Source organism: Salinibacterium sp. NYA9b (assembly GCF_976973725.1).
This window is the reverse complement of sequence record NZ_OZ333476.1, coordinates 1,728,317-1,754,127: the sequence shown is the minus strand read 5'-3', so window position 1 is coordinate 1,754,127 and position 25,811 is coordinate 1,728,317. Positions and strand designations below refer to the sequence as shown.

The following is a 25,811-nucleotide window of genomic DNA, read 5'->3' as shown; positions in this document are numbered from 1 at the left end:
GAATTGCGGTTGTGGCTGGCCTGATCAAACGAAGTGATATCGACGAGGTGCGTTCGCGCACGAACCTCGCCGACATTGTGGGCGACTACGTCACGCTCAAGAGTGCTGGTTCTGGCTCGATGAAGGGCCTCTGCCCCTTCCACGAAGAACGCAGCCCCAGCTTCCATGTGCGACCCCAGGTCGGTTTTTATCACTGCTTCGGATGCGGTGAAGGCGGCGACGTCTACACCTTCCTGCAGCGCATGGATCACGTGTCCTTCTCCGAGGCCGTCGAGCGCTTGGCTGGGCGTCTCGGCTATGAACTTCACTATGAGGACGGCGGCGCGGCGACCGATCACGGCAATCGCGCTCGCATTTTGGCCGCCAACCAGGCGGCATCCGATTTCTTTGTTGCGCAGCTTGCAACCCCAGAAGCAGCTCCCGGCCGCAGTTTTCTTGGTGAGCGCGGTTTCGATCAGTCTGCTGCTGAGCGTTTTGGCATTGGTTTTGCGCCGCGCGGTGGCGTGCTCATGAAGCACCTCAACACCCTTGGCTTTTCGTCGGAAGAGCTGGTCGTGGCCGGCCTCATCGGCAAGGGGGAGCGAGGCGACTATTACGATCGTTTCCGCGGCCGACTCGTGTGGCCGATCCGCGATGTCACGGGTCAGACGCTGGGCTTCGGTGCCCGCCGTCTACTGGACGACGACAAAGGCCCTAAGTACCTGAACACTCCCGAGACGCCGGTTTATCACAAGAGCCAAGTGCTCTACGGGCTCGATCTGGCCAAGAAAGATATTTCGCGCGGCAAGCAGATCGTCGTTGTCGAGGGCTATACGGATGTCATGGCCTGCCACCTTGCCGGCGTCACGACCGCTGTCGCTACCTGTGGAACCGCGTTTGGCGTCGACCACATCAAGATTGTTCGTCGCATGATCGGCGACTATGACAACGCAGATACCACCGCCACAGGCGAAGTGATCTTCACCTTCGACCCGGATGAGGCGGGCCAAAAGGCCGCAAACCGTGCGTTTGCCGAGGAGCACCGCTTTGCAGCGCAGACCTTCGTTGCGGTGGCATCCGACGGTCTCGACCCGTGCGATTTGCGACTCAAGAAGGGTGACGGCGCGGTGCGTCGTCTCGTCACCACGCGCAAGCCCATGTTCGAGTTCAAGATTCGTCGTGAGCTGGCGGTGCACGATCTCGAAACAGTTGAGGGTCGTGTTGCTGCCTTGCGCGCTGCGGCTCCGGTGGTTGCCGGTATTCGTGACTCGGCGCTCGGTATTGGCTATGTGCGCAGTGTTGCGGGCTGGCTTGGCATGGAGCCCACTGAGGTTCAGGCTGCTGTCACCGAAGCGAAGCGTCACGTTGCCCCGTCTGGGCCCTCGAAGGCACCGCAGCAGTCACAGTCCGCATCGTCGTCACAGGCGCCGCCTGAGGGCTTTGGGGAGGCCCCTGCGCAACCGGGGCCGTCCATCATGAACTTGCGCGTCGATGCCATTACTCGCCTTGAGCGAGACGCTCTCATGGCGGTGCTGCAGCATCCGGATGTTGTGGGTGCCGAGCTGATTGGCAAACTGACCCAGATCTCCATCGCTGAGCCATCGCTTGCTGTGGTTCGCGATGCAATCGCCTCTCTCGCCGACCGAGCGCTCGATCCAGGGTGGGCGTCGGCGATCGCCGATGAGGTGCCGTCGTCGTTCTCCACGTTCGTGAAGCAGCTGAGTGTGGCGCCGATTCCGGAGCGTGAGGAACGAATCCCGGTGTATTGCGTTCAGGTGACGACCGACCTGATTGAGCGTGATTTCTTGAGGCAAAAGCGTGAACTTCTGGGGGTACTCCAGCGCATGGATCGCGAGAGCGATCCGGAGCGCTATGTGCAGACTCAGCGCGACCTCATGCGGATCGAAGCGGAGCGTCGTGCGCTGCGCGAAGAGTCCTAGCTGCTGCTCTTTGGTTGCGTTCGTGTAAATATCCCCCTTTCGCGGGTAAACGATCTAGTCTCGAAGGTTCCTCGTGTGTTACTACTGAGGAACTACGATGCGCGGTGCCTACAAACGCGCCGTCGCATGTTCTGCACGCAACAGGAAGAGGTAGACGGATATGACATCCGCATCCAAGAGCAGCAAGCGAGTCCTTGCTGTCATTGCCGGCTCAGCAGCGTTCGCGCTTGCTTTGACCGGTTGCCAAGCTGGAGGAGACTCCAGCGGTGGCGGTTCCGAGTCGCTTATCGTGGGCACGACTGACAAAGTCACGTTCCTCGACCCGGCCGGTTCGTACGACAACGGTTCTTTCGCCCTGATGAATCAGGTGTTCCCGTTCTTGCTCAACTCGCCGCTGGGCACCTCCGATGTTGAACCTGACATTGCAGAGTCCGCGGAGTACACGAGCGACGACGAGTACACCGTAGTGCTCAAGTCGGGCCTCACGTTTGCCAACGGCAACGACCTCACGTCGTCAGACGTAAAGTTCAGCTTTGACCGTCAGGTTGCGATCAACGACGAGAACGGTCCTTCCGTGCTCTTGGGCAACATCGACAGCGTTGAAGCCGTCGATGACACCACCGTTATCTTCCACTTGAAGAACGGAAACGACCAGACGTTCGCGCAGATCCTGTCGAGCCCGGCCGCCCCGATTGTTGACGAGGAAGTTTTCTCGGCTGACGCAGTCACCCCCGACGAGGAAATCGTTGATGGTATGGCGTTCGCTGGCCAGTACGTCATCGAAAGCTACGACTTCAACAACATCGTGTCGTTCACGGCCAACCCTGACTACCAGGGTGTTCTTGGCGCTGCAGCGACCGACAGCATCACGCTGAAGTACTACACCGATGCTTCGAACCTGAAGCTCGATGTTCAAGAGGGCAACATTGACGTCGCACACCGCAGCCTGTCTGCAACCGACGTCGCTGACCTCGAGGGCAACGACAATGTCAACGTCATCGTTGGCCCCGGTGGCGAAATCCGCTATATCGTCTTCAACTTCGACACGCAGCCGTACGGCGCGAAGACTCCCGAGGCTGACGCCGCGAAGTCGCTCGCTGTTCGTGGTGCTGTTGCTGACCTCATCGACCGCCAGGAAATCTCTGACCAGGTTTACAAGGGCACCTACCTGCCGTTGTACTCCTACGTTCCGGACGGACTGACCGGCGCCACCGAGGTTCTCAAGGACCTCTACGGTGACGGCGACGGTGGACCGAGCGTTGAAGCAGCTCAGAAGCGTCTTGCTGATGCTGGTGTTGACACTCCAGTGAAGCTCAACCTCCAGTACAACCCTGACCACTACGGTGAGTCTTCGGGTGACGAGTACGCGTTGGTTAAGAGCCAGCTTGAGGCTGACGGAGTCTTCGAAGTCAACCTGCAGTCGACCGAGTGGGTCACGTACGCGAGTGAGCGTACGGCCGATGCTTACCCGGCTTACCAGCTGGGTTGGTTCCCGGACTACTCCGACGCTGACAACTACCTCACCCCGTTCTTTGGTGATGGCAACTTCCTCGGAAACCACTACGCGGATGCCGAAGTCAACGATCTGATCGTTGCTCAGGCAACCGAACTCGACCCCGCCACGCGTGAGGGAATGATCGAGGACATTCAGGCGAAGGTTGCAGCTCAGCTGTCGACCGTGCCGTTCCTTCAGGGAGCACAGATCGCCGTTACGGGCAAGGACGTTACCGGAGCTACGCTCGACGGTTCGTTCAAGTTCCGCTACGGCAGCTTGGCCAAGTAGGAGCAATTCGCTCTAGTTAGGCCTTGGCCTAGCGAAATGACTCAAGGGGGTGGCCCACACACAATGTGGGTCACCTCCTCGTCTTCGTTCTCTGCACGATAGGTAGGTATGTCGCAGTCCGCTCCCGCCGTGATCAATCCGGCACAGTCAGAACCGCCCACCCGGCGTTTTCGGGGGATCACAAATCCTCTCGCTCGTTTTCTTATAGTCCGTTTTCTTCTGATTTTCCCGACCGTGTTCATCCTCGTGACGATGGTGTTCTTGTTGATGCGCTCAATCGGTGATCCCATCACGGCTGCCCTAGGTGACCGTCTGACGGCAGCTCAGCTCGCTGAACGTATTAGTGCCGCAGGCTACGACCGCCCGCTCGTGGTGCAATATTTCGAGTACCTCGGGCAGGTCTTTACCGGCAACTTCGGCACCGCCATCACCGATGGTCGTCCCGTCTCCGAGTTGCTCGTGACCTACGGCAGTGCAACGCTCGAGCTCGCGTTCTACGCGGTTCTGGTGGCACTGGTCGTCGGCATTCCCCTCGGTATGGTCGCGGCATACTTCCGAGACAAGTGGCCGGATGCCGTGCTGCGTGTTGCCGCGATCCTCGCCTACGCGACTCCGGTCTTCTTTGCGGGGCTGCTTCTCAAGCTCGTGTTTGCGGTGTGGCTGAAGGTGCTGCCGGTGGCAGGCCGAGCATCCACTCGCACAGAGTTGCAACTGACGTCGCTCGACAACAAGTCGGGCATCTACCTGATTGACGCGTTCCGGCTCGGTAGCCCGGCAGCAATCGGTGATGTGCTCTCGCACGCCGTGCTGCCTGGTCTTGCGCTCGGTCTCCTCACGGCCGGCATCTTCTTGCGGCTCGTGCGCACCAACGTGATCGGTTCGCTGTCGATGGATTACGTGGATGCTGCGCGCTCTCGTGGCGTGAGCGAATACCGTCTCGTGCGCAAGCACGCCTACAAGCCCGCGCTTATTCCGATCATCACGGTCATCGGCTTGCAGATCGCCCTCCTGTTGGGAGGCGCGGTGCTGACTGAAACCACCTTCGAGTGGAAGGGCCTTGGCTTCAAGCTCGTCGAGTATTTGGGTGCTCGTGACTTTGTAGCCGTGCAGGGCATCGTGGTGTTGCTCGCTGTGATTGTGGCACTGACCAACTTCATCGTCGACATCATTGCGGCGATTATCGACCCGAGGGTGAGGTACTAATCATGACAACGACACCCTCACGTTTTGTGGCTGTGTGGCGCAAACTGCCTATTGTTCATCAGGTCCGACAGTCGGTAGGGCTCCAGCGCGGCATGCTTGTTGCCGGGCTCATCTTGACGGGCATCTTCTTGCTGACGGCGCTCTTTGCTCCGCTGCTTGCTCCCTACGGTTTCTCGCAGTTGCGCGACGACGAAGGTTCCTTTGGCGCACAGGTTCCTCCGGGTGGCCAGCACATTTTGGGTACCACCGTCGGTGGCTACGATGTGCTCTCGCGAGTGATTTGGGGTTCGCGTACCGCGCTGCTCGTGATCGTCGTAGCCGTTGCACTGTCGATCTTCGCCGGAGTACTTCTCGGTCTGGTCTCGGGTTACCTCGGCAGCTGGATCGACCGCGTTCTCGTGGTTATCTCCGACGCGGTGTATGCGTTCCCGACCCTCCTGCTCGCGATCGTTGCGGCCATTGCGATTAGCGGTGGCCAGTCGAGTTTCTGGGGTGGTGTGTTTGCGGCGGCGGTATCGATCACTGTGGTCTATATCCCGCAGTATTTCCGCGTCATCCGTGCTGAAACGGTGCGAATCAAGTCGGAGGCCTACGTTGAATCAGCGAAGGTCATCGGCTCGAGCACTCCGCGGATCATGTTCCGCCACGTGTTCCGCAACGCGACGCGCACCCTGCCCTTGATCTTCACGCTCAACAGCTCTGAGGCCATCCTGACTCTCGCGGGTCTTGGCTTCCTCGGCTTCGGTATTGAGCCATCCGCTGCGGCTGAGTGGGGTTACGACCTCAACAAGTCGATTTCGGATGTCACGAGCGGCATCTGGTGGACATCACTGTTCCCCGGGCTTGCGATAGTTCTCGTGGTTCTCGGAATCACTCTGGTGGGGGAGTCGCTCAATGACCTCGCTGACCCCCGCTTGCGCACGCGTCGTCGTGCCGACCAGTCGGCGCCGGTTCTCGAAACCGCCGCTCTCTCGACGGTCGACCTTGATGGCGATGCGAATTCTATTGACCCGCTGGAGGCTCGCTCATGAGCAACATTGTTGAGATCAGGAATCTCGAAGTAACGTTCGCGACCGATGGCGGAGACGTCAAAGCGGTCGATGATGTGTCGCTGAGTCTCGCCCCGGGCGAGGTTCTGGCGATCGTCGGCGAGAGTGGCAGTGGCAAGAGTGTGACGGCCAAGTCTGTTCTCGGGCTGTTGCCCGAGACGGCGGTGTCACGCGGTGCCATTGTGCTCAATGGCAAAGAAGTTATTGGTATGTCCGGCAAGCGCTTGCGTGAGCTTCGTGGCGTAGACGTGGCGATGGTCTTCCAAGAGCCATCCACAGCACTCAACCCGGTGTTTACGGTCGGCTGGCAGATCGCGGAGGGGCTTCGCGCCCACGGCAATGTGAGCAAGCGCGAGGCGCGCACGAAAGCGATCGAGATCCTGCGCAAGGTGGGCATTCCGGAGCCGGAGTCGCGGGTCGATTACTACCCGCACCAGTTTTCGGGTGGGCAGAAGCAACGTGTCGTCATCGCAATGGCGCTCGTGCTTGAGCCCGAGCTAATCGTGGCCGACGAGCCAACAACCGCTCTGGATGTCACAGTTCAGGCAGAAATCCTCGATCTGCTGCGCCGGTGCCGTGACGAGTTTGGCGCCGCGATCATCCTGATCACTCACAACATGGGCATCGTGGCCGATCTCTCCGATCGGGTTGCCGTGATGTATGAGGGCAAGCTCGTTGAGGAAGCCCCAGCCCAGCAGCTGTTCGATTCTGCCAAGCACCCCTACACGCAGAAGTTGCTTGCCGCCGTTCCACGTATCGGTTCTGGTGCTTCGCGCGCCGCGGCACGCGTGTCTGATCGTGCGGCTGCTGGCGGTGAAAAGGATGTCGAGCCTGTCGTTATCGCTGACAACCTCGAGATCGAGTTCCCTGGCCGTTTCGGTCGCGCACCTTTCCGTGCCGTTGATCGCGTGAGCTTCACGATCTCGCCCGGTGAGGTGCTTGGACTAGTCGGCGAGAGCGGTTCGGGCAAGACCACGATCGGTCGTGCCATTGGTGGGCTCAACAAGATCACCGGTGGTTCGTTGTCTGTTCTGGGCCACGAGATGCTGGGCTTCAAGGAACGTCAGTTCCGGCCGCTGCGCAGCGACATCGGGTTTGTCTTCCAAGACCCTGCCTCCAGCTTCAACCCGCTGCTCACGATCGCTCAGTGCGTTGCTGAGCCGCTGATCGTGCACGGTAAGGCCGAAGACCCGAATGATGCGCGCGGGCGTGTTGACGAGCTTCTCGAGGCTGTTCAGTTGCCGCGCGCTTTCGGCGACCGTTTCCCGCATGAGCTGAGCGGTGGACAGCGCCAGCGCGCCAGCCTCGCGCGTTCACTCGCGCTGCGGCCTCGGCTGCTGATCGCCGACGAACCGACGAGTGCGCTTGACGTGTCGGTGCAAGCGAAAGTGCTTGAGTTGTTCGCTGATCTTCAACGAGATCTCGGATTCGCCGCCCTGTTCATTAGTCACGATCTTGCGGTTGTCGACATGCTCTCCGATCGCATTGCGGTGCTCTATAAGGGGCAGCTTGTCGAGGAAGGCGTGGGGTCTGAGGTGCTCGGCAATCCGCAGCATCCGTACACTCAACGACTGTTGGCGTCGCTGCCCGTGCCGGATCCTCGCGAGCAGACCGAGCGCCGCGAAGCACTGAGGGCGCTGACTGCCGTAGATTATTGAGGTGACTTCTACTCAGCCCACCGTGAGCGCCCGCGACTTGTCGCTGCGTTACCCGTCACGGAACCCTGAAACGCGTTCGGTTGCCGTCAATGGGCTGAGTTTTGAGATTGCCGCTGGCGAAGTATTGACCGTCGTGGGCGAGAGCGGCTCGGGCAAGAGCACTCTCGCCAAAGCGATTGCCCTACACGCTGAGACCGGCGCCTACGGCTCGCCACTGTTCAGCGGGGGAGAGCTCACTGTGCTCGGCACCGAACTGCGCTCGGTGAGTCGGCGCAAGCGCGATCACTTGAGCTTGCGCGTGGGCTACCTGCCTCAGGATGCCGGCAATCACCTCAACAGTCGTCTCACGGTTGGGGAGAACATCGCCGAACCAATTTTCGTGCGCGATCGTCGTTTCAATCAAAGAGAAGCTGCCGAGGCTGTGGCGACCCTCATCGACACGGTGCGTTTGCCGCTCTCGGTCATGAACCGCTACCCGTACGAATTGAGCAAGGGACAGCGTCAACGTGTTGCGATCGCCCGCGCCATGATCTTGGAACCGCAACTTCTCGTGGCCGACGACCCCACCGCTGGTATCGACGTCAACGTGCGCGCAGCCATCCTTGACCTCATCGTTGATCTGCAAGCGCAGCGCGAATTTTCGGCACTGCTGGTCACCGCTGACCTGGCCGCGGTTCGCCGGGTGGCGACGAATGTTGCCATCATGCATCGCGGCATCCTTGTCGGCACCGGAGAGTTATCAGAAGTCCTTTCCGACCCGTGGCATCCCTACGTGAAGGGGCTCGCCAACTCACTTGTGGAGCTCGAACGTGACCAACACTAGAGAAACAACGCCCGACATCACTCCCGTGCCTGCCTCGACCTGGTTGGTCGGCGGCTGGGGTGCTGACATGGAGTGCGAGTCCGAAGGCATCTCTGTCCTGCGCAGTAGGCCGGATGGATCGCTCGAGCTCGCGCACCGCGTTGCGGACGTTCCCTCGGCATCCTTCATCGTGGTCGATGGTGACCGCGTGTATTCGACGCTCGAAGGATCAGGCCAGATCGCAGCATTCGACCGCGATGGCGAGACACTCAGCACTCCGGCGTTCACCGCCAGCGGCGGCCAGTACCCCTGCCACATCACGGTCCGTGGCTCCACGATCATTGCCGCAAACTATGGCACCGGCACGCTCGGAGTGATCGAAACCGGCACTGAGTCCACGGCGCTCGACATGCGTCAGGTCGTCGAGACTGTTGGCCTCGGTCGACGACCGCAACAGGAGGGGCCGCACGCTCACTCCTCCGTTTTTGTCGACGACAGCACGCTGTTCACTCTCGATTTGGGCGCCGACCTCATCCGCATTTTCAGCTACACCGATTTCGCGATAGAACAGATCGCCGAAGTCGCTACGCCGGCAGGGTTTGGGCCGCGCGATATCGTCGCGCGCCCCGGCAATCTGTTCTATGTGCTGGGGGAACACGGATGCGGCTTGCTCGTTGTCGAGTGGAAGGACCGTGCGCTGAAGCAACTGTGTTCTATCGCGCTGCCCGGTGCTGTGGAAGGCGACCAAGCCTCCGCCATCGCGATCTCTGCCGACCGCCGTTTCGCCTATGCCGGCGTGCGCCATAGTAACCAGATTGCGGTGATGACGATTGCTGACGATGGTCGCAGCGTTGCACCGCTCACTTCTGTGTCGTGCGAGGGGAACTGGCCGCGACACATCATTATGAGCGACGACATTCTTCACGTCTGCAACCAGTATTCGCACGAAGTGGCTAGTTTTAGAATCGATCCGAACGGTATTCCGCAGCTGATTGCCCCGCCAACCCGGGTACTTTCGCCAACATACCTCGCCAGAATCGTCTGATGGTTTTTGAACTGCGAAATCATTTGCTAAAGTAATTGAGTTGCACAGCGATCCTCGATAGCTCAATTGGCAGAGCAACGCACTGTTAATGCGTAGGTTCTTGGTTCGAGTCCAAGTCGAGGAGCTTATGAGTCCCGGCCACTAAGGTGGCCGGGACTTTGTGCGTTCCGGCCCTAGTGCATTGTGAGCGCAGGTACTCCGCGGGGAGTACCGAGACCTGCACCCGGCAGGCGATGTTCTCGCCGGGCGTGGCAACTAGCATCGAAGCATGCTCCCTTCTGCCTCACCACGCTCCCCGCGTTCGGCGAATGCAATGGTGGAGTCGCTCATGAAGGGCACCGGTTTCGGGCAACCCCGTTCGCGGCGGTCGCAACGACTGCGGCTCTGGTTGCCAGTGGCTATTTCTTTTGTGATTCAGGTGCCGCCCACGATCGCCAGCGTGTTGTGGGTCGAACCATCGTTGCTCGTGGGTATTGCTACGGTCACGCTCTCCGTTCTCGGGCCCGTGCTGCTTATCTGGGTGCGGCGCTATCCGGGGCCGATTGTCGCGATTCTCTCGGTGGCAGGAGCCGCCGACTTCCTTCTGGGCTACTCGTGGACCACTCCGCCCTACTTGGCTCTTGCCTTTGCGGTTGTTATCGCGATCTCGCATGGGGCACGCACGTGGACGTGGGTGTCGATGATTGTGGCGTGGGAGGGCACGTTGCTCGCCGCGCTGCTTGCAGGTGTTGCGCTCGAACCGCCGCGCGTCGTTGCGACAACGGTCGGACTTTTGCTCGTGCTGGGCTTCGCTGAAGCCAATCGTCGTCGTCTCGAGAACTTCGTGCAGTTTCAGAAGGCGTTCACAGATCGCCGGGAGCAAGAACTGCGGGAAGAACGAGTGCGTATCGCTCGCGAACTGCACGACGTTCTGGCCCATTCGCTCAGCCAAATCAATGTGCAGGCGGGCGTGGGGCTGCATCTCATGCACAAGCAACCCGAACAGGCTGAGGCGGCGCTGGCGAGCATCAAGAGTTCGAGCAAGGATGCGCTTGACGAGGTGCGCTCGTTGCTCGGCATGCTCCGTAACGAGGATGCCGCAGCCGGCGAGTTCGACACCGATGCGGTTCCGCCTGTGCCTGAACCTGATCTTTCACGGCTCGAGAGCCTCGCCGCCTCGGTTCGCACTCAGGGACTCACGGTCATCCTCTCGAACGACATCCCGGAGCAGACCCCAGCGGCGGTGCAACTCGCGCTGTTTCGCATTGCGCAGGAGTCGCTGACGAACGTGGTCCGCCACGCAGCGGCGACGGCGGCGACGGTCACGTTAGTGATCGACGGAGACGACTATGTCGCTACTATTGCCGACAACGGTGTCGGTATCGATACCGACGGACACACAGCGGGGCGAGGGTTGTTGGGTATGCGCGAACGGGCCGAACTTCTCGGTGGCACGCTCCGCGTGGCCGAAGCCAAGCCGCGCGGCACCGTGGTGACCGCCCGCATTCCGCGTCGTTCGGCATCCGCATGATCCGTGTTGTTGTTGCGGATGATCAGCAACTGATTCGCGCGGGCTTTCGAAGCCTGCTCAGCGCCGAAGATGACATCGAGGTCGTGGGCGAGGCTGCCACCGGAACCGACGTTATCGAGGTTGTGCGGCGAGAACGTCCCGATGTCGTGCTGATGGACATCCGGATGCCCGATGGTGACGGCCTCTGGGCAACCGAGCAAATTGCGACCATTCCCGACCTCGCTGAGACGCGCATCGTTGTCGTCACAACGTTCGAGGTCGATGAGTATGTCGCGCGGGCTATTCGCGCCGGAGCGAGCGGCTTTCTCGTGAAAGACACTGAGCCGGTCGAGCTGATTCGGGCGGTACGTGTGGTCGCTTCCGGCGACGCCCTGCTGAGCCCTGGCGTGACAAAACGACTGCTCGAACGCTTTGCCCGCGGCTCACAAGTGGCGGTTGATGCCAGCATCCTGTCGGCGATCACCGAGCGCGAACGCGAAGTTCTTGCCCTGGTCGGGCAGGGGCTCACGAATGCCGAGATTGGCGTCAAACTCTTTCTGAGCCCGCTGACGGCCAAAACTCATGTCTCCCGCATTATGTCTAAGCTCATGGCGCGCGACCGCGTACAACTTGTCGTCATCGCCTATGAGACCGGGCTGGTATCGCTGGGGCGCGCGGTGTGACGAGTTACGCGTCGAGCTGTTCCTCGGTGGGGAGCCACGAGAGGCCAGGCTGACCCCAGCCTTGCTTGCGGATCGCTTTCGCGGCGGCCTTGGCATCCGGTGCCTGCAGACGGTCGGCATAGAGCACGCCGTCGAGGTGATCGTATTCATGCTGAAAAATGCGGGCGAGCCAGCCCGACGCTTCGATTTCGAACGGCTGCTGCTGCAGGTCGAAGGCGCGCAGAATGACGCGGTCGGCACGCGCAAGCGGATAGCGTTCGCCGGGGATCGAGAGGCAGCCCTCTTCGTCGGCTTCGTCAGCGTCGAGCACGGGAGTGGGGCTTTGCCAGAGTTCGGGGTTGATGGCGACACCGTGCCAGTGCACGTCGTCATCATCTGTCCAGTCGTAGACAAAGATGCGAAGGCCCACGCCCACCTGCGGGGCGGCCAAGCCGACGCCGGGCGCTTCTTCCATCGTCTCGATCATGTCGTTGACGAGAGTGGTGAGCTCGCTATCGAAGGCCGTTACCGGGTTCGCTGGAGTGTGGAGCACCGGATCGCCGGTGATAATGATGGGAAGAACGGCCATGTACCCAGAATATCCCGTGTGAACCGAGTACATTTGACGGGTGCCGCCGGACATCCTTGACCTCAGCGATCAGATAAGCCTGACGCCGCTGCAAGCGGTGGGCATCCCGCTAGCCCTCATCGGCGCGATCCTGTTGTCGCTGGGAGCACAGTTCCAACATCGTGGCGTTGCCCGCATGGAACAGCACCACGGTAGCGAAGCCAGCACTGGCCTCAACTTTTCCCAGATCAAGGCACTGCTTGCCCGTCCGTCGTGGGTAATCGGAACGGCGTTCCTCGGGCTCGCCATCGTTTTTCAGCTCTCGAGCCTGTCGCTTTCCCCGCTCATGGTGGTGCAACCGCTCGGCGCCGTAGCGCTCGTCATGACAGCGATCATGAATTCCCGCATTACCAAGGTGCGTTTGGATGCCATTTCCATTCGAGCGATCGTGATGTGCGTTGTCGGCGTTGGCGTTTTCGTCGGAATCGCGGCGATGTTCGCGAAGTCCACCGTTATTACGCAGCGTGAGCTCTCAATTGTGCTCATCGTGTTGGCGATCGTCTTGGCACTCTGGATCGTGCTGTTCCTGGTTTTCCGTAAGAACGCGTCACCGGTGTTTTACATTCTGGGCGCCGGCATGCTGTTTGGTTTCGTCGCGACGCTTGCGAAGGTTGTCATCGACCGGATCAAGACCATCGTCATTTCGGGGTCGGGGTTCGAGAGCACGGACTTTCTCACCATCCTGTGCATCGTCGGACTGATCGCGGCATCCCTTCTTGGTTCGTATTTTGTGCAGACGGCGTATGCATCGGGGCCGCCCGATCTCGTTGTTGCGGGGCTCACTGTCGTCGACCCCCTTGTGGCCGTAACCGTCGGCATCATCGTGTTGGGCGAAGCGGCGGATGCGCCGATGTGGGCAGTGATCGCGTTTGTGATTACGGGTGCCGTGGCCATTTTCGGCGTCTTCTCACTCTCTAAGCACCACCCGCAACTGAAGTCGTAGCATTTCGAGCAGCTCGGCTCAGCGACCCGTGGGTGCAGGCGCCGTGAGGTACGTTATTAGGTGCCGTTGACCTGACCGGGTCGTAAACAAGATGGCTCGTGACGCACAACTGTTAAGGAACTCTTCGACTGTGACTTCCGCTGTGAAACGCTCGCCCCATGAGGGCAAACCGCGACTTCGCATTCTGATCGGCGCCGACACCTTCTGGCCGCAAATTAACGGCGCGGCAACCTTCATTGCTCGATTGGCGGCTGGTCTCGCTGAGCGTGGTCATGACGTTCACATTGTGGCTCCCTCGTACTCCAACAAAAAGTTGGGCACGATGGTCGAGGAGCATGAGGGCCAGAAAATGACCCTGCACCGCCTCTATTCGTGGCGCTGGCTCGGCCACCCGTGGCTTCGGTTCATGATGCCGTGGCGGGTCAGGCAAAATTCGGCACGCATCCTTGATCAGGTGAAGCCCGATGTCATTCACTTTCAGTCGCACATTATCGTCGGTCGCGGCATGACGATCGAGGGCGAGAAGCGAGGAATTCGTCTCGTCGGCACTAATCACTTCATGCCCGAGAATTTGCTCGATCATGCCTACATCATCCCCAAGTTTTTGCGCCGAAAAGCTATTCAGGCGGGGTGGGCGGCTGCCGGGCGTTCCTTCTTGCGTGCCGCGTGGGTAACCACTCCGACCCGGCGCGCCGCCGAATATCTCGAAGCAAACACGAGCGTGCGCAACGTCGTTGCGGTGTCGTGTGGCATCAATGCCGATGGTTACAACGGAAATCTTGAGCCCAAGCCAGAGAACCTCATTGTGTTCCTGGGGCGCCTCTCCGACGAGAAGCAGATCGATAAACTCATTCGCGCTCTCGCGATTCTTGACCCTGCGCTCGACGCGAAGCTCGAGATCGTGGGCGGGGGAGAGCTCGAGGGAAAACTTCGCGCCCTCGCAACCTCGTTGGGTGTCGCAGATCGTGTCACCCTCACCGGATTTGTCGAGCAAGATCAACTGCGTGATGCGCTTCAGCGTGGTTCAGTGTTCGCGATGCCATCTATTGCTGAGTTGCAAAGCATCTCAACAATGGAAGCGATGGCTTCTGGGCTGCCCGTCGTTGCTGCCGATGCCATGGCTCTGCCTCACCTGGTTCACGATGGTGAGAACGGGTTCCTGTTCGAGCCCGGCAACGTTGAGGACCTGGCCGCAAAGCTCACCCGTGTGCTGTCGATGCCCGCGGATGAGGTTCTGAAGTTTAAGAAAGAAAGCTTGGCGATTGTGGCCGCCCACGACATCCAGCGCACCTTGGATACGTTCGAGAGCATGTATCGCGGCGAAGAGGTCTCTGCCGCTGTGTCATCGGGCAGAAAAAACGAGAGCGCCTCCTAGCCGGAGACGCTCTCGTGGGAGCCACAGCAATCGGCTCGTGATTGTAGGCGTGGAGCCTACTTCTTTGCGGGAGTGCGGTTTTCGGCCGACACCATCCAGGCGTACTGTTCGAGTGTTTCGAGGATGCCGTGCAGCAGATCCGCGCTCGTGGGGTCCTCTTCGTCAATAGGATCGTGCACTTCGCGGATAGTCGCGATGGTGCCTTCGAGGCGTTCCGTCAGCAGGTCGATGGTGTGCGTGGTGTCTACTTCACCAGCGGGAAACTCGGGGAGTGTGGTGGTAGCGGCAACGGTGTCGCTGCGGCCATCCGGTGTGGCGTGCAGTGCGCGCATCCGTTCGGCAATGGTGTCGCTGAAGCCGCGAGCGGCGTCAATGATCTCATCAAGAACGAGGTGGGTGTCGCGGAAGTTCTTACCGACGACGTTCCAGTGGGCCTGCTTGCCCTGGAGCTGAAGTTCGAGCAGTTCTACAAGAACCTGCTGAAGACGATCCGCCAGCCCCTTGGACGCAGTGAAGCCTCGCTCAGCATTCTGCTGGCGGGTTTTGCGAGCCCCAGATTTGGCCGGACTTGTGGTCTGCGCTTTCTGTGAATCAGTCATGGTGCAACCGTACGAGCGTCGGTTTAGCGCTGGCTTGGTGTTGCTTGGGAGGAAGCTGAGCGTGTGAGACTAGCTCGGGCGCGACTCGTGACTTAGGCTCGGATTTACCGTCCGATGTGAGGGAGAGCGCTGTGGCGATGAGATTTCTGTTGGTATTCGCTTGGCTCGTGCCGGCATTCATCGTTGTGCTCGGGCTCAATGCAGGCGCCACGATCTGGCATTACATGGAACCGCAGATGGGCGTAGTTCCGGACCCGGGTACCTACTACGTTGCCGTATTTACGGGACTCATAGCCCTGCTATTGAGCATCGCCGTAGCGATGGGCATCTCGATCCACGTGGGTAGTTCCCGCCCCAACGCGAACGCGAATGTTGCTTCATCCGATCGCTAGATCGGGCGCGGAGATTTCTAGTCCAGCACTGGTCTCTGCTCTGTGCTGTGGCGTGTGTTGACTCGCTGATTTTGCCGGTAACGTAGATACGCGCTCGCACTCGTGCGGGCACGGGGCGGTAGCTCAGCTGGTTAGAGCAGCGGACTCATAATCCGTCGGTCATGGGTTCAAGTCCCATCCGCCCTACATTTCGCGTTCACGCCAATCGCTTCTGACGCGCCCTCCGCCCCGGGGTGCTCACGGTGGCTCACACGAGAAGGGCCCCATCCGCTTCCGAATGAGGCCCTTTCGATCATGTCGTGTCTACTTGAGGAACGACAGAGGTTTTCCGTCGTAGTAGGCATACACGGAGTCATACTCGGCATAGATCACGCCGGCAACGTCGTTTCCGCCCTCGACTGTTGCGGCGATGAAGCACTGTTCAATGGTGGCGCCATCGGTGTCGAATTCTTTCGTGAACGACTGAGTTGTGCAGTCGTCCCAACCGATGACGGTGACGTCTTGAATCTTCTCGCTGTTGGCGTCAACGGGGGAGAACCCCGTGTAATCGGCGTCGAAAGCGATCGAATCACCGGATACCTTCTGCTGCTCAACAGACAGGAACCACACGTTGTATCCCTTGAGCTGGGAAATCTGCTTGACGAGGTAATCCGTCTGCGCAGCTGTTGCTGGCTCGATGCTCACGAGACGTGCAGCGATTACTGCCGTCGCGTCATCAATTCCTGCATAGTCGTAGGATGCCCACTCACCGAGCTTCACGGTTGATCCGGGGGCTGCGACATCGCCAGAAGCGGTGCCGGTCGACTCCTCGGTGGTCTCCTCCGTTGGCTCGACTGAGGGCGCGGCGGCTTCCGGTACTTCTTCGCTGGCTGTGACCGCGCATCCAGAGAGTGTGAGCCCGGCAATAATTGCCCAAGCGAAGGCGCTGCGTTTACGTGCTGATATCAACTGAGATCTCTTCCCCACCGCGTTGCGGTCGACGGCACTGGCGCTCGAACGCACGCGTGCGTTTCCCCCGAGCTGCAGGTTCACATTGCAACAATGAATATTGCTTGTTTTTGAAGGTTACAAGGAAAAATCAGTTATTGCGAACTCACGAATGCGCGAACTCGCTAACGGCACGTCAGCCGTCGAGCTGCTCGGCTAGCTCGCTAATGCTCAGAACCGTTTCTGTTGGTGCGCGGAAATGGGGCGGATACAGCGAGTCTCCTCGGTTCACCCACGCCGTCGAGAGTCCAGCTTCTGCGGCTCCGTGGATGTCCCACGGATGGACCGCCACGAGGTATGCCGCTCCGTGAGCATGGGCGTTGGTGCGGGTGAGCGCATCCTCGTAAGCGCCACGCGCCGGTTTCCACGGCGCGTGTTCTTCTACGGACAGGGTGCCATCGACTAGATCTGACAACCCTGCTTCGCGCAATAGCCGCTCCGCGGTGCTGGCGGGGCCATTGGAGAGCGTAAAGAGTCGGTGCCCAGCAGCGTGGAGAGCGCGGATGCCGGGCGCAACGTCGTCGTGAAGCTGAACTGTGGAGAAGGCGTCGAGTACGGCATCCACAGAGCTCTCTAATGAGCGGGTGAGCGGAAGTCCGCGCAGGATGTCGCGCGCATTAGTCCGTGCGATTTCAAGAAAACGTGCCTGACTGCCGGTTGAGGTGAGGGCGAAGCCGTCCCGCAGTACCGTGTTGAACCAGGTAGCGGACACTCCACGTCCGGCGCCGATAGCCTCGAATGCATCCCCAACGGGCGAAAGATCAGACAGAGTCTCGTTGACGTCGAAGAAGATCGTGACAGGCTTGTTTGTCATCTCACACCGGCTTTCTGTGCCCGATCGCCGCCGCGGGAATGCGGAGGCAACCTCGAGCACTGAGCTCTACGGTACGCGCAGCAGCGAACGCTTTCCTGAGATCCAGAACACAAGCGAGCCAAAAGCGAGCATGACGACGACAATGAGGCCGACGTAGAAGAAAACGCTGCCGTAGCCGGTGTCGGGGTGCAAGAAGGGATAGGGCACCCAGCCGTCCGTTGCGCCGCGCACGAGCACAACGATGACCCAGACAATCGGGTAAATCAACACAATCCACAGACGACTGAAAGCGATGCGGCCGCGGTCGGAGAAGAGAATCCAATCGGCCAAGGCATATATGGGCGTGATGATGTGCAGTGCCGCGTTTGCCCAGGCGACCGGAACGCCACCGGCTGCACCCAACGGTGCGAGCAGCGTCGCATACACGACACCGACGATGATGATGTAGGTCGTCACCGAAGCGCGCGCGATATTCAGGGCCGGCGAAGCAGCCTCGCCGCGCAGGGCAACAACCGCGATGACCGCGTACACGACCGCAAGGATGATGTTGGACTGAATGGTGAAATACCCGAACATGTTGAACGGGTTAATCACGGTGCGACCTGCTGCCTCGGCAACCGTTGCGATTACCGCGGCGGTGACGAGAGCAGCAATCGCTAAGCGCAATACGGCGACGATAACGGTGCCGTTTCGGGTTTCGGGTGTGGCGAGTTTGGCGGCGTAGGTCATAGTTCCCCTCGAACTAAAGCAAGTATGTGCATGACTATAGCGGAGCGAATCGCCGGCCGCGGATGAGGCACACTGCGGGGTGAAATCAGCGTGCCGCGACGAGGTACAGCGCACTTCTCTGAGCGGATAAAAAAGCCGGTCAGACGGTAAGTGCTTTCCTCTGAGGAATGGGCTATGGTCGAGATGATCACGCCAACTGAGACAAGGGGAAGCGGAATAATCATGGCTGGAAAATCGCCTAGAGGAAGCACCAAAAAGGAAGCCAAGCTGTCTATCAAAGACAAGCGGGCACACAAGCGGGCCAAGCTCGAAGACACCGGCTTCATCAAGCCGCGTAAGGGCCGCTAACGGCCCACCAACCGAACTCGTCAGGTTCCACACTCAAGCCTGATGAGTTCAGCGTGGCGGCGCGCAGTCGCAGGCACGGAAATCCCGTGTCCCTTCAGTGCGCCTCCGCCGCCACGCACCCTTACCGATCGCTCGGAGTGGCTAGTTGCGCACCTTGCCGCGACCAAAGATCAGCCACAGGATTGAGCCGAAGATCGACAGGAAGAAGGCGACCAAGATCCACACGAACTTGCCGAGCACACCGTGATTGTTGCTCTTGGCGATCGAAACGACGGTGATGATGAAGATGATCAGGCCGACGATGCCAAAACTGAAGCTAATAGGTTCCATGGTCTAAATCTATCGGGCGTGGCACTATCAAGTTATGAGTTTGCTGGATGCAGCGTGGCAATCCCTTGGGGAAGATGCCGCCGCCCTCGCGTTAGTGCGCGACCAAGGCACAGCTGTGCCCCTGACAGGAGTGCTGCCCTCTGGCCGCTTCGTTCATGACGCCATGGCTACGGCGTCGTTTTCTGCGTCGCTGCTGGCGGCGCGGAGGGTCGGATGCGCGGTGCCTTCCGTCGAACTCAATCCGCTCAAAGTGGCGACTGCCGTCACGAGCGACAAACACTTTCGGCAGGATGGCGAACCGGTAGCGGCGTGGGCTGAGCTCTCTGGCTTTTGGCCCTGCAGCGACGGTTGGGTTCGCACCCACGCCAACTATCCACATCATCGCGCAGCGCTGCTGAGCGCTCTCGAACTTCCCTCCGAGACAGGCGCCGACGAGTTCATGCTCGCCCTCCATCCCATGGCCGCGGCTGACGTTGAAGAGAAAGTTGTCGCCGCCGGGGGAGTCGCGACCGTCGTGCGCACCGCAGAGGAGTGGGCCGAGCATCCGCAAGCCCAAGCGTTGGCCGGACTGCCCGTTGTCGAGCTGACCTCGCTCGGTGATACCGAATCTGCCCAGCTCACCGAGACAACCGTCGATGCGCCGCTGGCAGGCCTGCGCGTGCTCGACCTCACTCGCGTGATTGCCGGGCCCGTCGCGGCACGAACCTTGGCGCTGTGGGGCGCCGACGTTCTGCGCATCGACAGCCCGCGGCATCCCGAAATCCCGTGGCAGCACCTCGACACCGGCGCAGGCAAACGCTCAGCCCTGCTCGACCTCGACGACGACACCGACCGAGCAACGTTCGAGAAACTGCTTGAGACCGCGGATGTCGTACTCACCGCCTACCGCCCCGGTTCTTTAGATAAGTTCGGACTTTCGCCCGCGGCTCTCGCCGAGCGCCGTCCAGGAATTATCGTGGCCCGCCTCAGCGCGTGGGGAACGGTCGGACCGCTGGCTGAACGCCGCGGCTTCGACAGCATCGTGCAGGCGGCGACGGGAATCGCGTTGGCGGAGGGTGAAGGCAAGGGAACGCCGGGCGCCCTGCCGGCGCAGGCTCTGGATCATGCGTCCGGTTATCTGCTTGCTGCCGGCATCACGACGGCGGTGCGTCGCCGCATCGATGTGGGTCATTCGTGGCTCGTGGAGGTGTCGCTTGCGCGACTGGCTACCGAACTCGTGCAGCAGCGTCGTCCGCGGCACGCGCCAACGGCATCCGCTGGCTTCACGCCGACGGTGACAACTCACGACGGAGTGACCAGTGCGGTGCCAGCACCGGCCTACGCGGGCGGCCCTGGACGCTTCAACGCTCCCGCTGTTGCGTGGGGTTCGAGCGAAGCAGCATGGCTCTCGTGATGTGGTGTTGTCGGCTCGCGTGATGCGTTTCTTCAGTGGGATCGATCTGGTTTTCCTGAAATAATCCCGTGTCGGCGGTGGTTGGCATGATGGACTTCAACAAGGATGGACTTATGACTGACACTGCTGCACCCACGCTCACGCCCGAAGCTAAGCTCGCAACTTTTCGCGAACGTCGCGACCAGGCGGTCGTGCAGCAGAATGGCAACCTTGCGCTGACCAACACGCAGTGGGTCGACGCCGAGCAGACCATTTGGGGTGTGCCCGGCACGTGGGCTCCGCACGAGGATGGCCTCACGGTCACCGCCACCGCAGAAGACAACATTGTTGTCGACGGCACGCTTGTTGAGGGCAGCGCCGTTGTGCGCAGCAAGAGCCACGAGAACCCGAGCGCCATCGTCTTTGGCGAGACCGTCACGGGTTTCGTCATCAAGGCTCCTGAGGGCAACCACGCGCTGCGCGTCTGGGACACCAACTCGCCCGCCATTCAAGAGTTCGGCACGATTGATGCCTACGCCTACAACCCGGACTGGGTCATCAAGGCCACCTTCACGCCCAACCCCGAGGGCACAACGCTTGGTTTCGAGCACATCAAAGACAACGGTCAAGAGCGTGAGCAGCCGATTCCCGGTGACATTTCCTTCACGAAGGATGGCGTTGACTACAGCCTCGCCGCGTTCAAGTCGGGTCGCGCCCTTCAACTCGTCTTCGCAGATGCCACGAGCGGAGTTGACACCTACAGCGTTGGCCGTTTCCTCTTCGTTGCGCCCAACCCCGACGGAACGATCGTTCTCGACTTCAACCTCGCGATCCTGCCGCCCTGCGCTTTCAGCTACAACTTCAACTGCCCCATGCCTCCGAAGCAGAACCGTTTCGCGGTCGCCATTGACGCTGGCGAAAAGAACGTACTGAAGAAGGACGGCTCGCTGCTGCACGAGTAGCTGGTTCTGGGCGGTTGGGCAGGGGGATCGCACGGCCTGGCCTGGCCGCCGAACAACTACAGGCGCGGCGAGTGCGACTCCAAGAATTCAAATACTTCGGTGGTGTCAACCCCGGGATACATTCCGGTGGGCATTGCCGCGAGCAGTGAACTGTTGAGCCGCGCGCTCGGGATCGAATGTTGCGCCCAGCGGGACGACAGGTTCTCGGGTGCGCTGCGGCAGCATCCCTCATCTGGACACGTCGACACGGCACGATTCGTGGTGTCGCGCCCACGGAACCACTTTGCTGACGCGAACGGCGTGCCCAGGCTCACCGAGAAATCACCGCGGCGACCCGACTGGATGCGCGACGTGCACCAGTAAGTGCCGCCTGGCTTGTCGGTGTACTGGTGGTACGGGCTGAAGCGGTCCTCGACGTCAAAGACTTGGCGCGCGCTCCACTGCCGGCACACGATTTGTCCCTCGATCGCGCCAAGCGCATCCGTCGGAAACGCAGCGCTGTCGTTCTCGTAGGCCTTCGAAATCGTGCCACCCTCGTGCACCTTCAAGAAGTGCACCGGAACGCCCAAATGTTCGGTCGCCAGGTTGGTGAAGCGGTGGGCCGCCGTCTCGTAGGGCACGGCAAAAGCATCCCGCAGATCCTCCACCGAGAGCTCGCGCTGCGCCTTCGCCGCAGTGAGAAACTCGACCGCTGTCTTCTCGGGCACCATGAGGGCGGCAGCGAGATAGTTTGTCTCCACTCGCTGGTAGAGAAACTCTGAATAGTCAGCAGGCTCCCGGATGCCCAACACATGCCCCGCAAGTGCCTGCAGCAACGTCGAGCGCGGGTCTGTGCCCTCAGCCTGCGCGACGGGCAGATAGATGCGGCCGTTGCGCAAATCCGTGACGCTGCGCGTCGTCGCGGGCAGGTCGGGCACGTAGTGCAGCGAAAACCCGAGGTGCGAGGCAAGGTCGGAGGCGACCCGCTGAGAGAGCGGTCCGCCCGTGTGGCCAACAGCGTCCAACAGCTCACGAGCGGTTAGTTCAAGTTCACCAAAGTAGTTGTTGCGCTTGCGCATCATGCGCCGCAGTTCGGTGTTGGCGCGGCGGGCTTCCTCGGGCGTTGCCGCACGTTCGCGGTGAAGGCGCTGCAATTCGTCGTGCAATCCGAGCACGGTTTCGATTGCCTCATCGCTGAGGGTCTTGCGCACCGGCAGCTCGGGCAGCGCGAGCGAGTTGTAGAGCGGACCGCGCTGCGCGCGTTCGAGAGCTATCTCGAGGGCAGCACGCCGTGACGGTGGCTCTGAGCTCAGCAGTTCATCCACCGACACCTCAAAGAAGCGGGCGATTTTCTGCAGCTCACTAAGTTTGAGCTCTCGCTTGCCGTTCTCGATAACGGAGACCTGAGAGGCCGCACGCTCGAGCGCGGCACCGAGGTCATCGAGGGTGAGACCGCGATCGGTGCGGAGTTGACGGATGCGGCGGCCAACGGTGAGGGAATCGAACATGTCCTCATCGTCTGCCTGCGTACGCGTGCGTGGGGTCATCCGAACATCCTCCTTGATGGCCTTCTGTCGAAAAACAGAAGAATCATGATAATTCTGCAATAAATCGTGGTGAAGAACTAGTGCAGCGGCACCAGAGTCGAAGAAACGAAGTACCGATGAACCACTGACGAAGGAGCCAGCAATGACGAACAACCGCCCCGGCGACCAAAACCAGACCGCAGCCGAACTCGAAACCGAGTGGAAGACGGATGCGCGCTGGAACGGAATCGAACGCGATTTCAGCGCCGAAGACGTCATCGCCCTCCGCGGAAGTGTTCGGGAAGACCGCACGCTTGCTCGTCGCGGCGCCGAGAACCTCTGGAACCTCCTGCAGCGCGATAACACCGAATGGGTCGCCGCGCTGGGAGCGCTCACCGGCAACCAGGCCGTGCAGCAAGTGCGCGCCGGGCTCGAAGCGATCTACCTCAGCGGTTGGCAGGTTGCCGCCGACGCCAACCTCTCCGGCCAGACCTACCCCGACCAGAGCCTCTACCCGGCCAACAGCGTTCCGGCCGTTGTGCGCCGCATCAACAACGCGCTGATGCGGGCCGACCAGATCGAGACCGCCGAGGACGGCGCTCCCCGGATCGATTGGATGGCACCGATCGTTGCCGATGCGGAAGCCGGCTTTGGCGGGCCCCTGAACTCCTACGAGCTCATGTCATCCATGATCGAAGCCGGAGCGGCCGGCGTGCACTGGGAAGACCAGCTCGCGTCAGAGAAGAAGTGTGGCCACATGGGCGGAAAGGTTCTCATTCCGACCGCGCAGCACGTTCGCACTCTCAACGCGGCTCGACTCGCGGCCGATGTTGCGGGTGTCTCGAGCATCATCATTGCTCGCACCGACTCTCTTGCTGCTGACCTCATCACCAACGATGTGGATGACCGCGACAAGCCATTCTTGACGGGGGAGCGCACCAGTGACGGCTTCTACCGCACCACTCCGGGCATCGAAACGGTCCTCAGTCGCGGCCACGCCTACGCGCCCTATGCAGACCTGCTCTGGGTGGAGAGTGCGAAGCCCGATCTAGAGCTGGCGCGCACCTTTGCGGAAAGCATCCACAAGGAGTTCCCTGGCAAGAAGCTCGCCTACAACTGCTCGCCATCGTTCAACTGGAAGCGTCACCTCGACGACGACCAGATCGCGAGCTTCCAGCGCGAGTTGGCTGCTATGGGGTACGCCTTCCAGTTCATCACCCTTGCCGGGTTCCACGCCCTCAACCACTCGATGTACACCCTGGCTAGGGGCTACAGCGAGCGTCACATGAGTGCGTATGTGGAACTGCAAGAGGCAGAGTTCGCGTCTGAAGCAGACGGCTACACGGCAACGCGCCACCAGCGCGAGGTCGGAACAGGGTACTTCGATCGCATCGCGACGGCCCTCAACCCCACGAGCGAAACCCTCGCCCTCGTCGGCAGCACCGAAACGGCGCAATTTCATTAAACCGGCACTGCCACTAAGCCGGCACCGCCCCTAAACCGGCAACACCACCCCTCGACTACACAATTTTCTAAGGACAGATCATGACTACTCGCAGAATGGAACCGATCGCTGAATCGGAGGAACGATTCGACGACATCCTCACTCCGGATGCACTGCATTTCCTTACGCGGCTGCACGACCAGTTCGCTGGTCGCCGCCATGACCGCCTCGCGGCTCGCATGGAGTCGCGCAAGCACATCACCAACGGACGCAACTTGCGCTTCTTGCCCGAGACCGCGGCGATTCGCGAGGACGACAGCTGGCGTGTTGCCGGCGCAGGTCCTGGACTCGATGACCGGCGGGTTGAGATCACCGGGCCGACCGATCGCAAGATGACCGTCAACGCCATGAACTCGGGTGCGAAGGTATGGCTTGCCGATCAGGAAGACGCGACAAGCCCGACGTGGCACAACGTCATCGGTGGGCAAATCAATTTGCACGACGCGATCCGTCGTCAGATCGACTTCACTTCTCCCGAGGGCAAGACCTATGCTCTCGGCGAGGAGACGCCAACAATCGTGATGCGACCGCGCGGGTGGCACCTGGTAGAAAAGCACCTCCGGTACACCGACCGGGCAGGGTTGCGTACGCCGGCATCCGGTTCGCTCGTTGACTTCGGGCTCTACATATTCCATAACGCGCACGAACTCATCGAGCGCGGCAGTGGCCCGTACTTTTACATCGCGAAAATCGAGAATCACCTTGAAGCGCGCCTGTGGGATGACGTGTTCACGTTCGCCGAGAACGCTCTGAACATTCCCCACGGCACGATTCGCGCGACGGTGCTGATCGAGACGATTCCTGCGGCGTTCGAGATGGAAGAGATCCTGTACGAGCTGCGCGAACACTGCGCTGGCCTCAATGCTGGTCGCTGGGATTACATCTTCTCGATCATCAAGAACTTCCGCGGTCGTGGGGCGAGCTTTGTGCTCCCTGACCGTTCCGCCATCACGATGACGGTGCCGTTCATGCGGGCCTATACCGAGCTGCTCGTTGCGACCTGCCACAAGCGGGGAGCACATGCCATCGGCGGCATGAGCGCGTTCATTCCGAACCGTCGAGACCCTGAAGTGACCGCTCGTGCCCTCGACGCTGTGACGCGCGACAAGCGCCGCGAGGCCACCGATGGCTTCGATGGCACCTGGGTCGCGCATCCGGATCTCATCCCCACCGCCCGCGCCGAGTTCGACGCGGTATTGGGGGAGCGCCCCAACCAGGTTGATCGCCTGCGCGACGATGTTCATGTGACGGCGGAGGACCTGCTCGACCTGCGCATCGACGGTGCAGTGACGGATGCCGGAGTGCGTTCCAACGTCTCCATTGCGCTGCGCTACATCGAGAGCTGGCTCCGCGGAGTCGGCGCCGCTGCGATCGACAACCTGATGGAGGACGCCGCGACCGCTGAGATCAGCCGCAGCCAACTTTGGCAGTGGATGCACCAGCACGTGGTGACGGCGGAGGGCACTCCCATCACACACCGCAGCATCGAGGAGGAGCTCGCCCACGTGTTCGCCACGATCGAGCGCACACCAGGCGATCGTTTCGATGAGGCCGCTGCGGTCTTCCGCGAAGTAACGCTGGAAGAGGAGTTCCCCACCTTCCTCACCCTCAGCGCCTACAGCAGCTACCTCGTAGAACAGCCTCGCGAGAACGCCGCCTGACGCGCCCATGGGCTAGCCGCGCGATGCTTTCGGCTGATCAATGAGGATCACG

General features: G+C 60.8%; 24 protein-coding genes and 2 tRNA genes. 19 read left to right on the top strand and 7 right to left on the bottom strand.

Annotated elements, in window-relative coordinates:
- The first annotated feature begins 11 nt into the window (after positions 1-11).
- From dnaG to ACWFSR_RS08305, 10 genes are all read left to right on the top strand, one after another.
- Positions 12-1,919, top strand: coding sequence for a DNA primase (gene dnaG / locus ACWFSR_RS08350; protein WP_197105807.1), 1,908 nt, complete (start codon positions 12-14; stop codon positions 1,917-1,919).
- A gap of 160 nt (positions 1,920-2,079) precedes the next feature.
- Positions 2,080-3,702, top strand: coding sequence for an ABC transporter substrate-binding protein (locus tag ACWFSR_RS08345; protein ID WP_447522162.1), 1,623 nt, complete (start codon positions 2,080-2,082; stop codon positions 3,700-3,702).
- Between the two features lie 108 nt (positions 3,703-3,810).
- Positions 3,811-4,905, top strand: coding sequence for an ABC transporter permease (locus ACWFSR_RS08340; protein ID WP_197109850.1), 1,095 nt, complete (start codon positions 3,811-3,813; stop codon positions 4,903-4,905).
- Between the two features lie 2 nt (positions 4,906-4,907).
- Positions 4,908-5,936, top strand: a complete 1,029-nt coding sequence (locus ACWFSR_RS08335; protein WP_447522161.1) for an ABC transporter permease — start codon at positions 4,908-4,910, stop codon at positions 5,934-5,936.
- Positions 5,933-7,612: an ABC transporter ATP-binding protein gene (locus tag ACWFSR_RS08330; RefSeq protein WP_447522160.1), complete on the top strand. Its 1,680-nt coding sequence runs from the start codon at positions 5,933-5,935 to the stop codon at positions 7,610-7,612. Before ACWFSR_RS08335 ends, ACWFSR_RS08330 begins: the two co-directional genes overlap by 4 nt.
- Before the next feature lies 1 nt (position 7,613).
- Positions 7,614-8,435, top strand: a complete 822-nt coding sequence (locus ACWFSR_RS08325) for an ABC transporter ATP-binding protein (protein WP_307783859.1) — start codon at positions 7,614-7,616, stop codon at positions 8,433-8,435.
- On the top strand, positions 8,422-9,459 hold the full coding sequence (locus tag ACWFSR_RS08320) for a lactonase family protein (RefSeq protein WP_447522159.1): 1,038 nt from the start codon (positions 8,422-8,424) through the stop codon (positions 9,457-9,459). The genes ACWFSR_RS08325 and ACWFSR_RS08320 overlap by 14 nt, the downstream gene beginning before the upstream one ends.
- A 51-nt stretch (positions 9,460-9,510) precedes the next feature.
- Positions 9,511-9,583, top strand: a tRNA-Asn gene (locus ACWFSR_RS08315).
- Between the two features lie 144 nt (positions 9,584-9,727).
- Entirely contained in the window at positions 9,728-10,969 is a 1,242-nt protein-coding gene (locus tag ACWFSR_RS08310; protein WP_197105801.1) for a sensor histidine kinase, read from the top strand.
- The gene (locus tag ACWFSR_RS08305) at positions 10,966-11,631 is read left to right on the top strand and encodes a response regulator transcription factor (RefSeq protein WP_197105800.1); all 666 of its coding nucleotides are present in this window, start codon (positions 10,966-10,968) and stop codon (positions 11,629-11,631) included. Before ACWFSR_RS08310 ends, ACWFSR_RS08305 begins: the two co-directional genes overlap by 4 nt.
- Positions 11,632-11,635: 4 nt before the next feature.
- Here the strand turns inward: ACWFSR_RS08305 and def are convergent, their stop codons facing one another.
- Complete coding sequence (def, locus tag ACWFSR_RS08300) at positions 11,636-12,199, bottom strand: peptide deformylase (protein WP_197105799.1); 564 nt, start codon at positions 12,197-12,199, stop codon at positions 11,636-11,638.
- A 40-nt stretch (positions 12,200-12,239) separates the two neighbouring features.
- Here def and ACWFSR_RS08295 point away from each other — a divergent pair, with 40 nt between their 5' ends.
- Both ACWFSR_RS08295 and ACWFSR_RS08290 read left to right on the top strand, forming a co-directional pair.
- Positions 12,240-13,181, top strand: a complete 942-nt coding sequence (locus ACWFSR_RS08295; protein ID WP_197105798.1) for a DMT family transporter — start codon at positions 12,240-12,242, stop codon at positions 13,179-13,181.
- A gap of 130 nt (positions 13,182-13,311) precedes the next feature.
- Positions 13,312-14,556 (top strand): glycosyltransferase, encoded by a 1,245-nt coding sequence (locus ACWFSR_RS08290; protein ID WP_307783860.1) that lies wholly within the window; start codon positions 13,312-13,314, stop codon positions 14,554-14,556.
- A 56-nt stretch (positions 14,557-14,612) separates the two neighbouring features.
- Here ACWFSR_RS08290 and ACWFSR_RS08285 read toward each other — a convergent pair whose 3' ends face one another.
- Complete coding sequence (locus ACWFSR_RS08285; RefSeq protein WP_197105796.1) at positions 14,613-15,155, bottom strand: Dps family protein; 543 nt, start codon at positions 15,153-15,155, stop codon at positions 14,613-14,615.
- 131 nt (positions 15,156-15,286) lie between these two features.
- Between ACWFSR_RS08285 and ACWFSR_RS08280 the strand changes: the two genes are divergently transcribed.
- Together ACWFSR_RS08280 and ACWFSR_RS08275 are read left to right on the top strand one after the other, a co-directional pair.
- On the top strand, positions 15,287-15,547 hold the full coding sequence (locus ACWFSR_RS08280) for a hypothetical protein (RefSeq protein ID WP_197109855.1): 261 nt from the start codon (positions 15,287-15,289) through the stop codon (positions 15,545-15,547).
- Positions 15,548-15,659: 112 nt separating this feature from the next.
- Positions 15,660-15,733, top strand: a tRNA-Ile gene (locus tag ACWFSR_RS08275).
- A 117-nt stretch (positions 15,734-15,850) separates the two neighbouring features.
- On the opposite strand, the gene ACWFSR_RS08270 is transcribed toward ACWFSR_RS08275, so the two are convergent.
- The 3 genes from ACWFSR_RS08270 to ACWFSR_RS08260 all read right to left on the bottom strand — a co-directional run bounded on the left by ACWFSR_RS08270 (position 15,851) and on the right by ACWFSR_RS08260 (position 18,077).
- Positions 15,851-16,495: a hypothetical protein gene (locus tag ACWFSR_RS08270; protein WP_197105794.1), complete on the bottom strand. Its 645-nt coding sequence runs from the start codon at positions 16,493-16,495 to the stop codon at positions 15,851-15,853.
- Between the two features lie 175 nt (positions 16,496-16,670).
- Entirely contained in the window at positions 16,671-17,348 is a 678-nt protein-coding gene (locus ACWFSR_RS08265) for a haloacid dehalogenase type II (protein ID WP_447522158.1), read from the bottom strand.
- A gap of 66 nt (positions 17,349-17,414) precedes the next feature.
- The gene (locus tag ACWFSR_RS08260; RefSeq protein ID WP_447522157.1) at positions 17,415-18,077 is read right to left on the bottom strand and encodes a Pr6Pr family membrane protein; all 663 of its coding nucleotides are present in this window, start codon (positions 18,075-18,077) and stop codon (positions 17,415-17,417) included.
- 222 nt (positions 18,078-18,299) lie between these two features.
- Between ACWFSR_RS08260 and ACWFSR_RS08255 the strand changes: the two genes are divergently transcribed.
- Positions 18,300-18,425, top strand: a complete 126-nt coding sequence (locus ACWFSR_RS08255) for a hypothetical protein (protein WP_255528456.1) — start codon at positions 18,300-18,302, stop codon at positions 18,423-18,425.
- Between the two features lie 141 nt (positions 18,426-18,566).
- Here ACWFSR_RS08255 and ACWFSR_RS08250 read toward each other — a convergent pair whose 3' ends face one another.
- Complete coding sequence (locus ACWFSR_RS08250; RefSeq protein ID WP_197105791.1) at positions 18,567-18,755, bottom strand: PLDc N-terminal domain-containing protein; 189 nt, start codon at positions 18,753-18,755, stop codon at positions 18,567-18,569.
- A 34-nt stretch (positions 18,756-18,789) separates the two neighbouring features.
- On the opposite strand from ACWFSR_RS08250, the gene ACWFSR_RS08245 reads away from it, so the two are divergent.
- Both ACWFSR_RS08245 and ACWFSR_RS08240 read left to right on the top strand, forming a co-directional pair.
- The gene (locus ACWFSR_RS08245; RefSeq protein WP_447522156.1) at positions 18,790-20,148 is read left to right on the top strand and encodes a CoA transferase; all 1,359 of its coding nucleotides are present in this window, start codon (positions 18,790-18,792) and stop codon (positions 20,146-20,148) included.
- 113 nt (positions 20,149-20,261) lie between these two features.
- The gene (locus ACWFSR_RS08240; RefSeq protein ID WP_197124318.1) at positions 20,262-21,089 is read left to right on the top strand and encodes a DUF1684 domain-containing protein; all 828 of its coding nucleotides are present in this window, start codon (positions 20,262-20,264) and stop codon (positions 21,087-21,089) included.
- Between the two features lie 56 nt (positions 21,090-21,145).
- On the opposite strand, the gene ACWFSR_RS08235 is transcribed toward ACWFSR_RS08240, so the two are convergent.
- Positions 21,146-22,615 carry a helix-turn-helix domain-containing protein gene (locus ACWFSR_RS08235; RefSeq protein ID WP_447522155.1) on the bottom strand — a complete coding sequence of 490 codons (1,470 nt, stop codon included), beginning with the start codon at positions 22,613-22,615 and terminating at the stop codon, positions 21,146-21,148.
- Positions 22,616-22,757: 142 nt separating this feature from the next.
- Between ACWFSR_RS08235 and aceA the strand changes: the two genes are divergently transcribed.
- Together aceA and aceB are read left to right on the top strand one after the other, a co-directional pair.
- Entirely contained in the window at positions 22,758-24,059 is a 1,302-nt protein-coding gene (gene aceA, locus ACWFSR_RS08230; RefSeq protein ID WP_197109862.1) for an isocitrate lyase, read from the top strand.
- An 80-nt stretch (positions 24,060-24,139) separates the two neighbouring features.
- The gene (gene aceB, locus ACWFSR_RS08225; RefSeq protein ID WP_447522154.1) at positions 24,140-25,759 is read left to right on the top strand and encodes a malate synthase A; all 1,620 of its coding nucleotides are present in this window, start codon (positions 24,140-24,142) and stop codon (positions 25,757-25,759) included.
- The last annotated feature ends 52 nt before the right edge of the window (positions 25,760-25,811 follow it).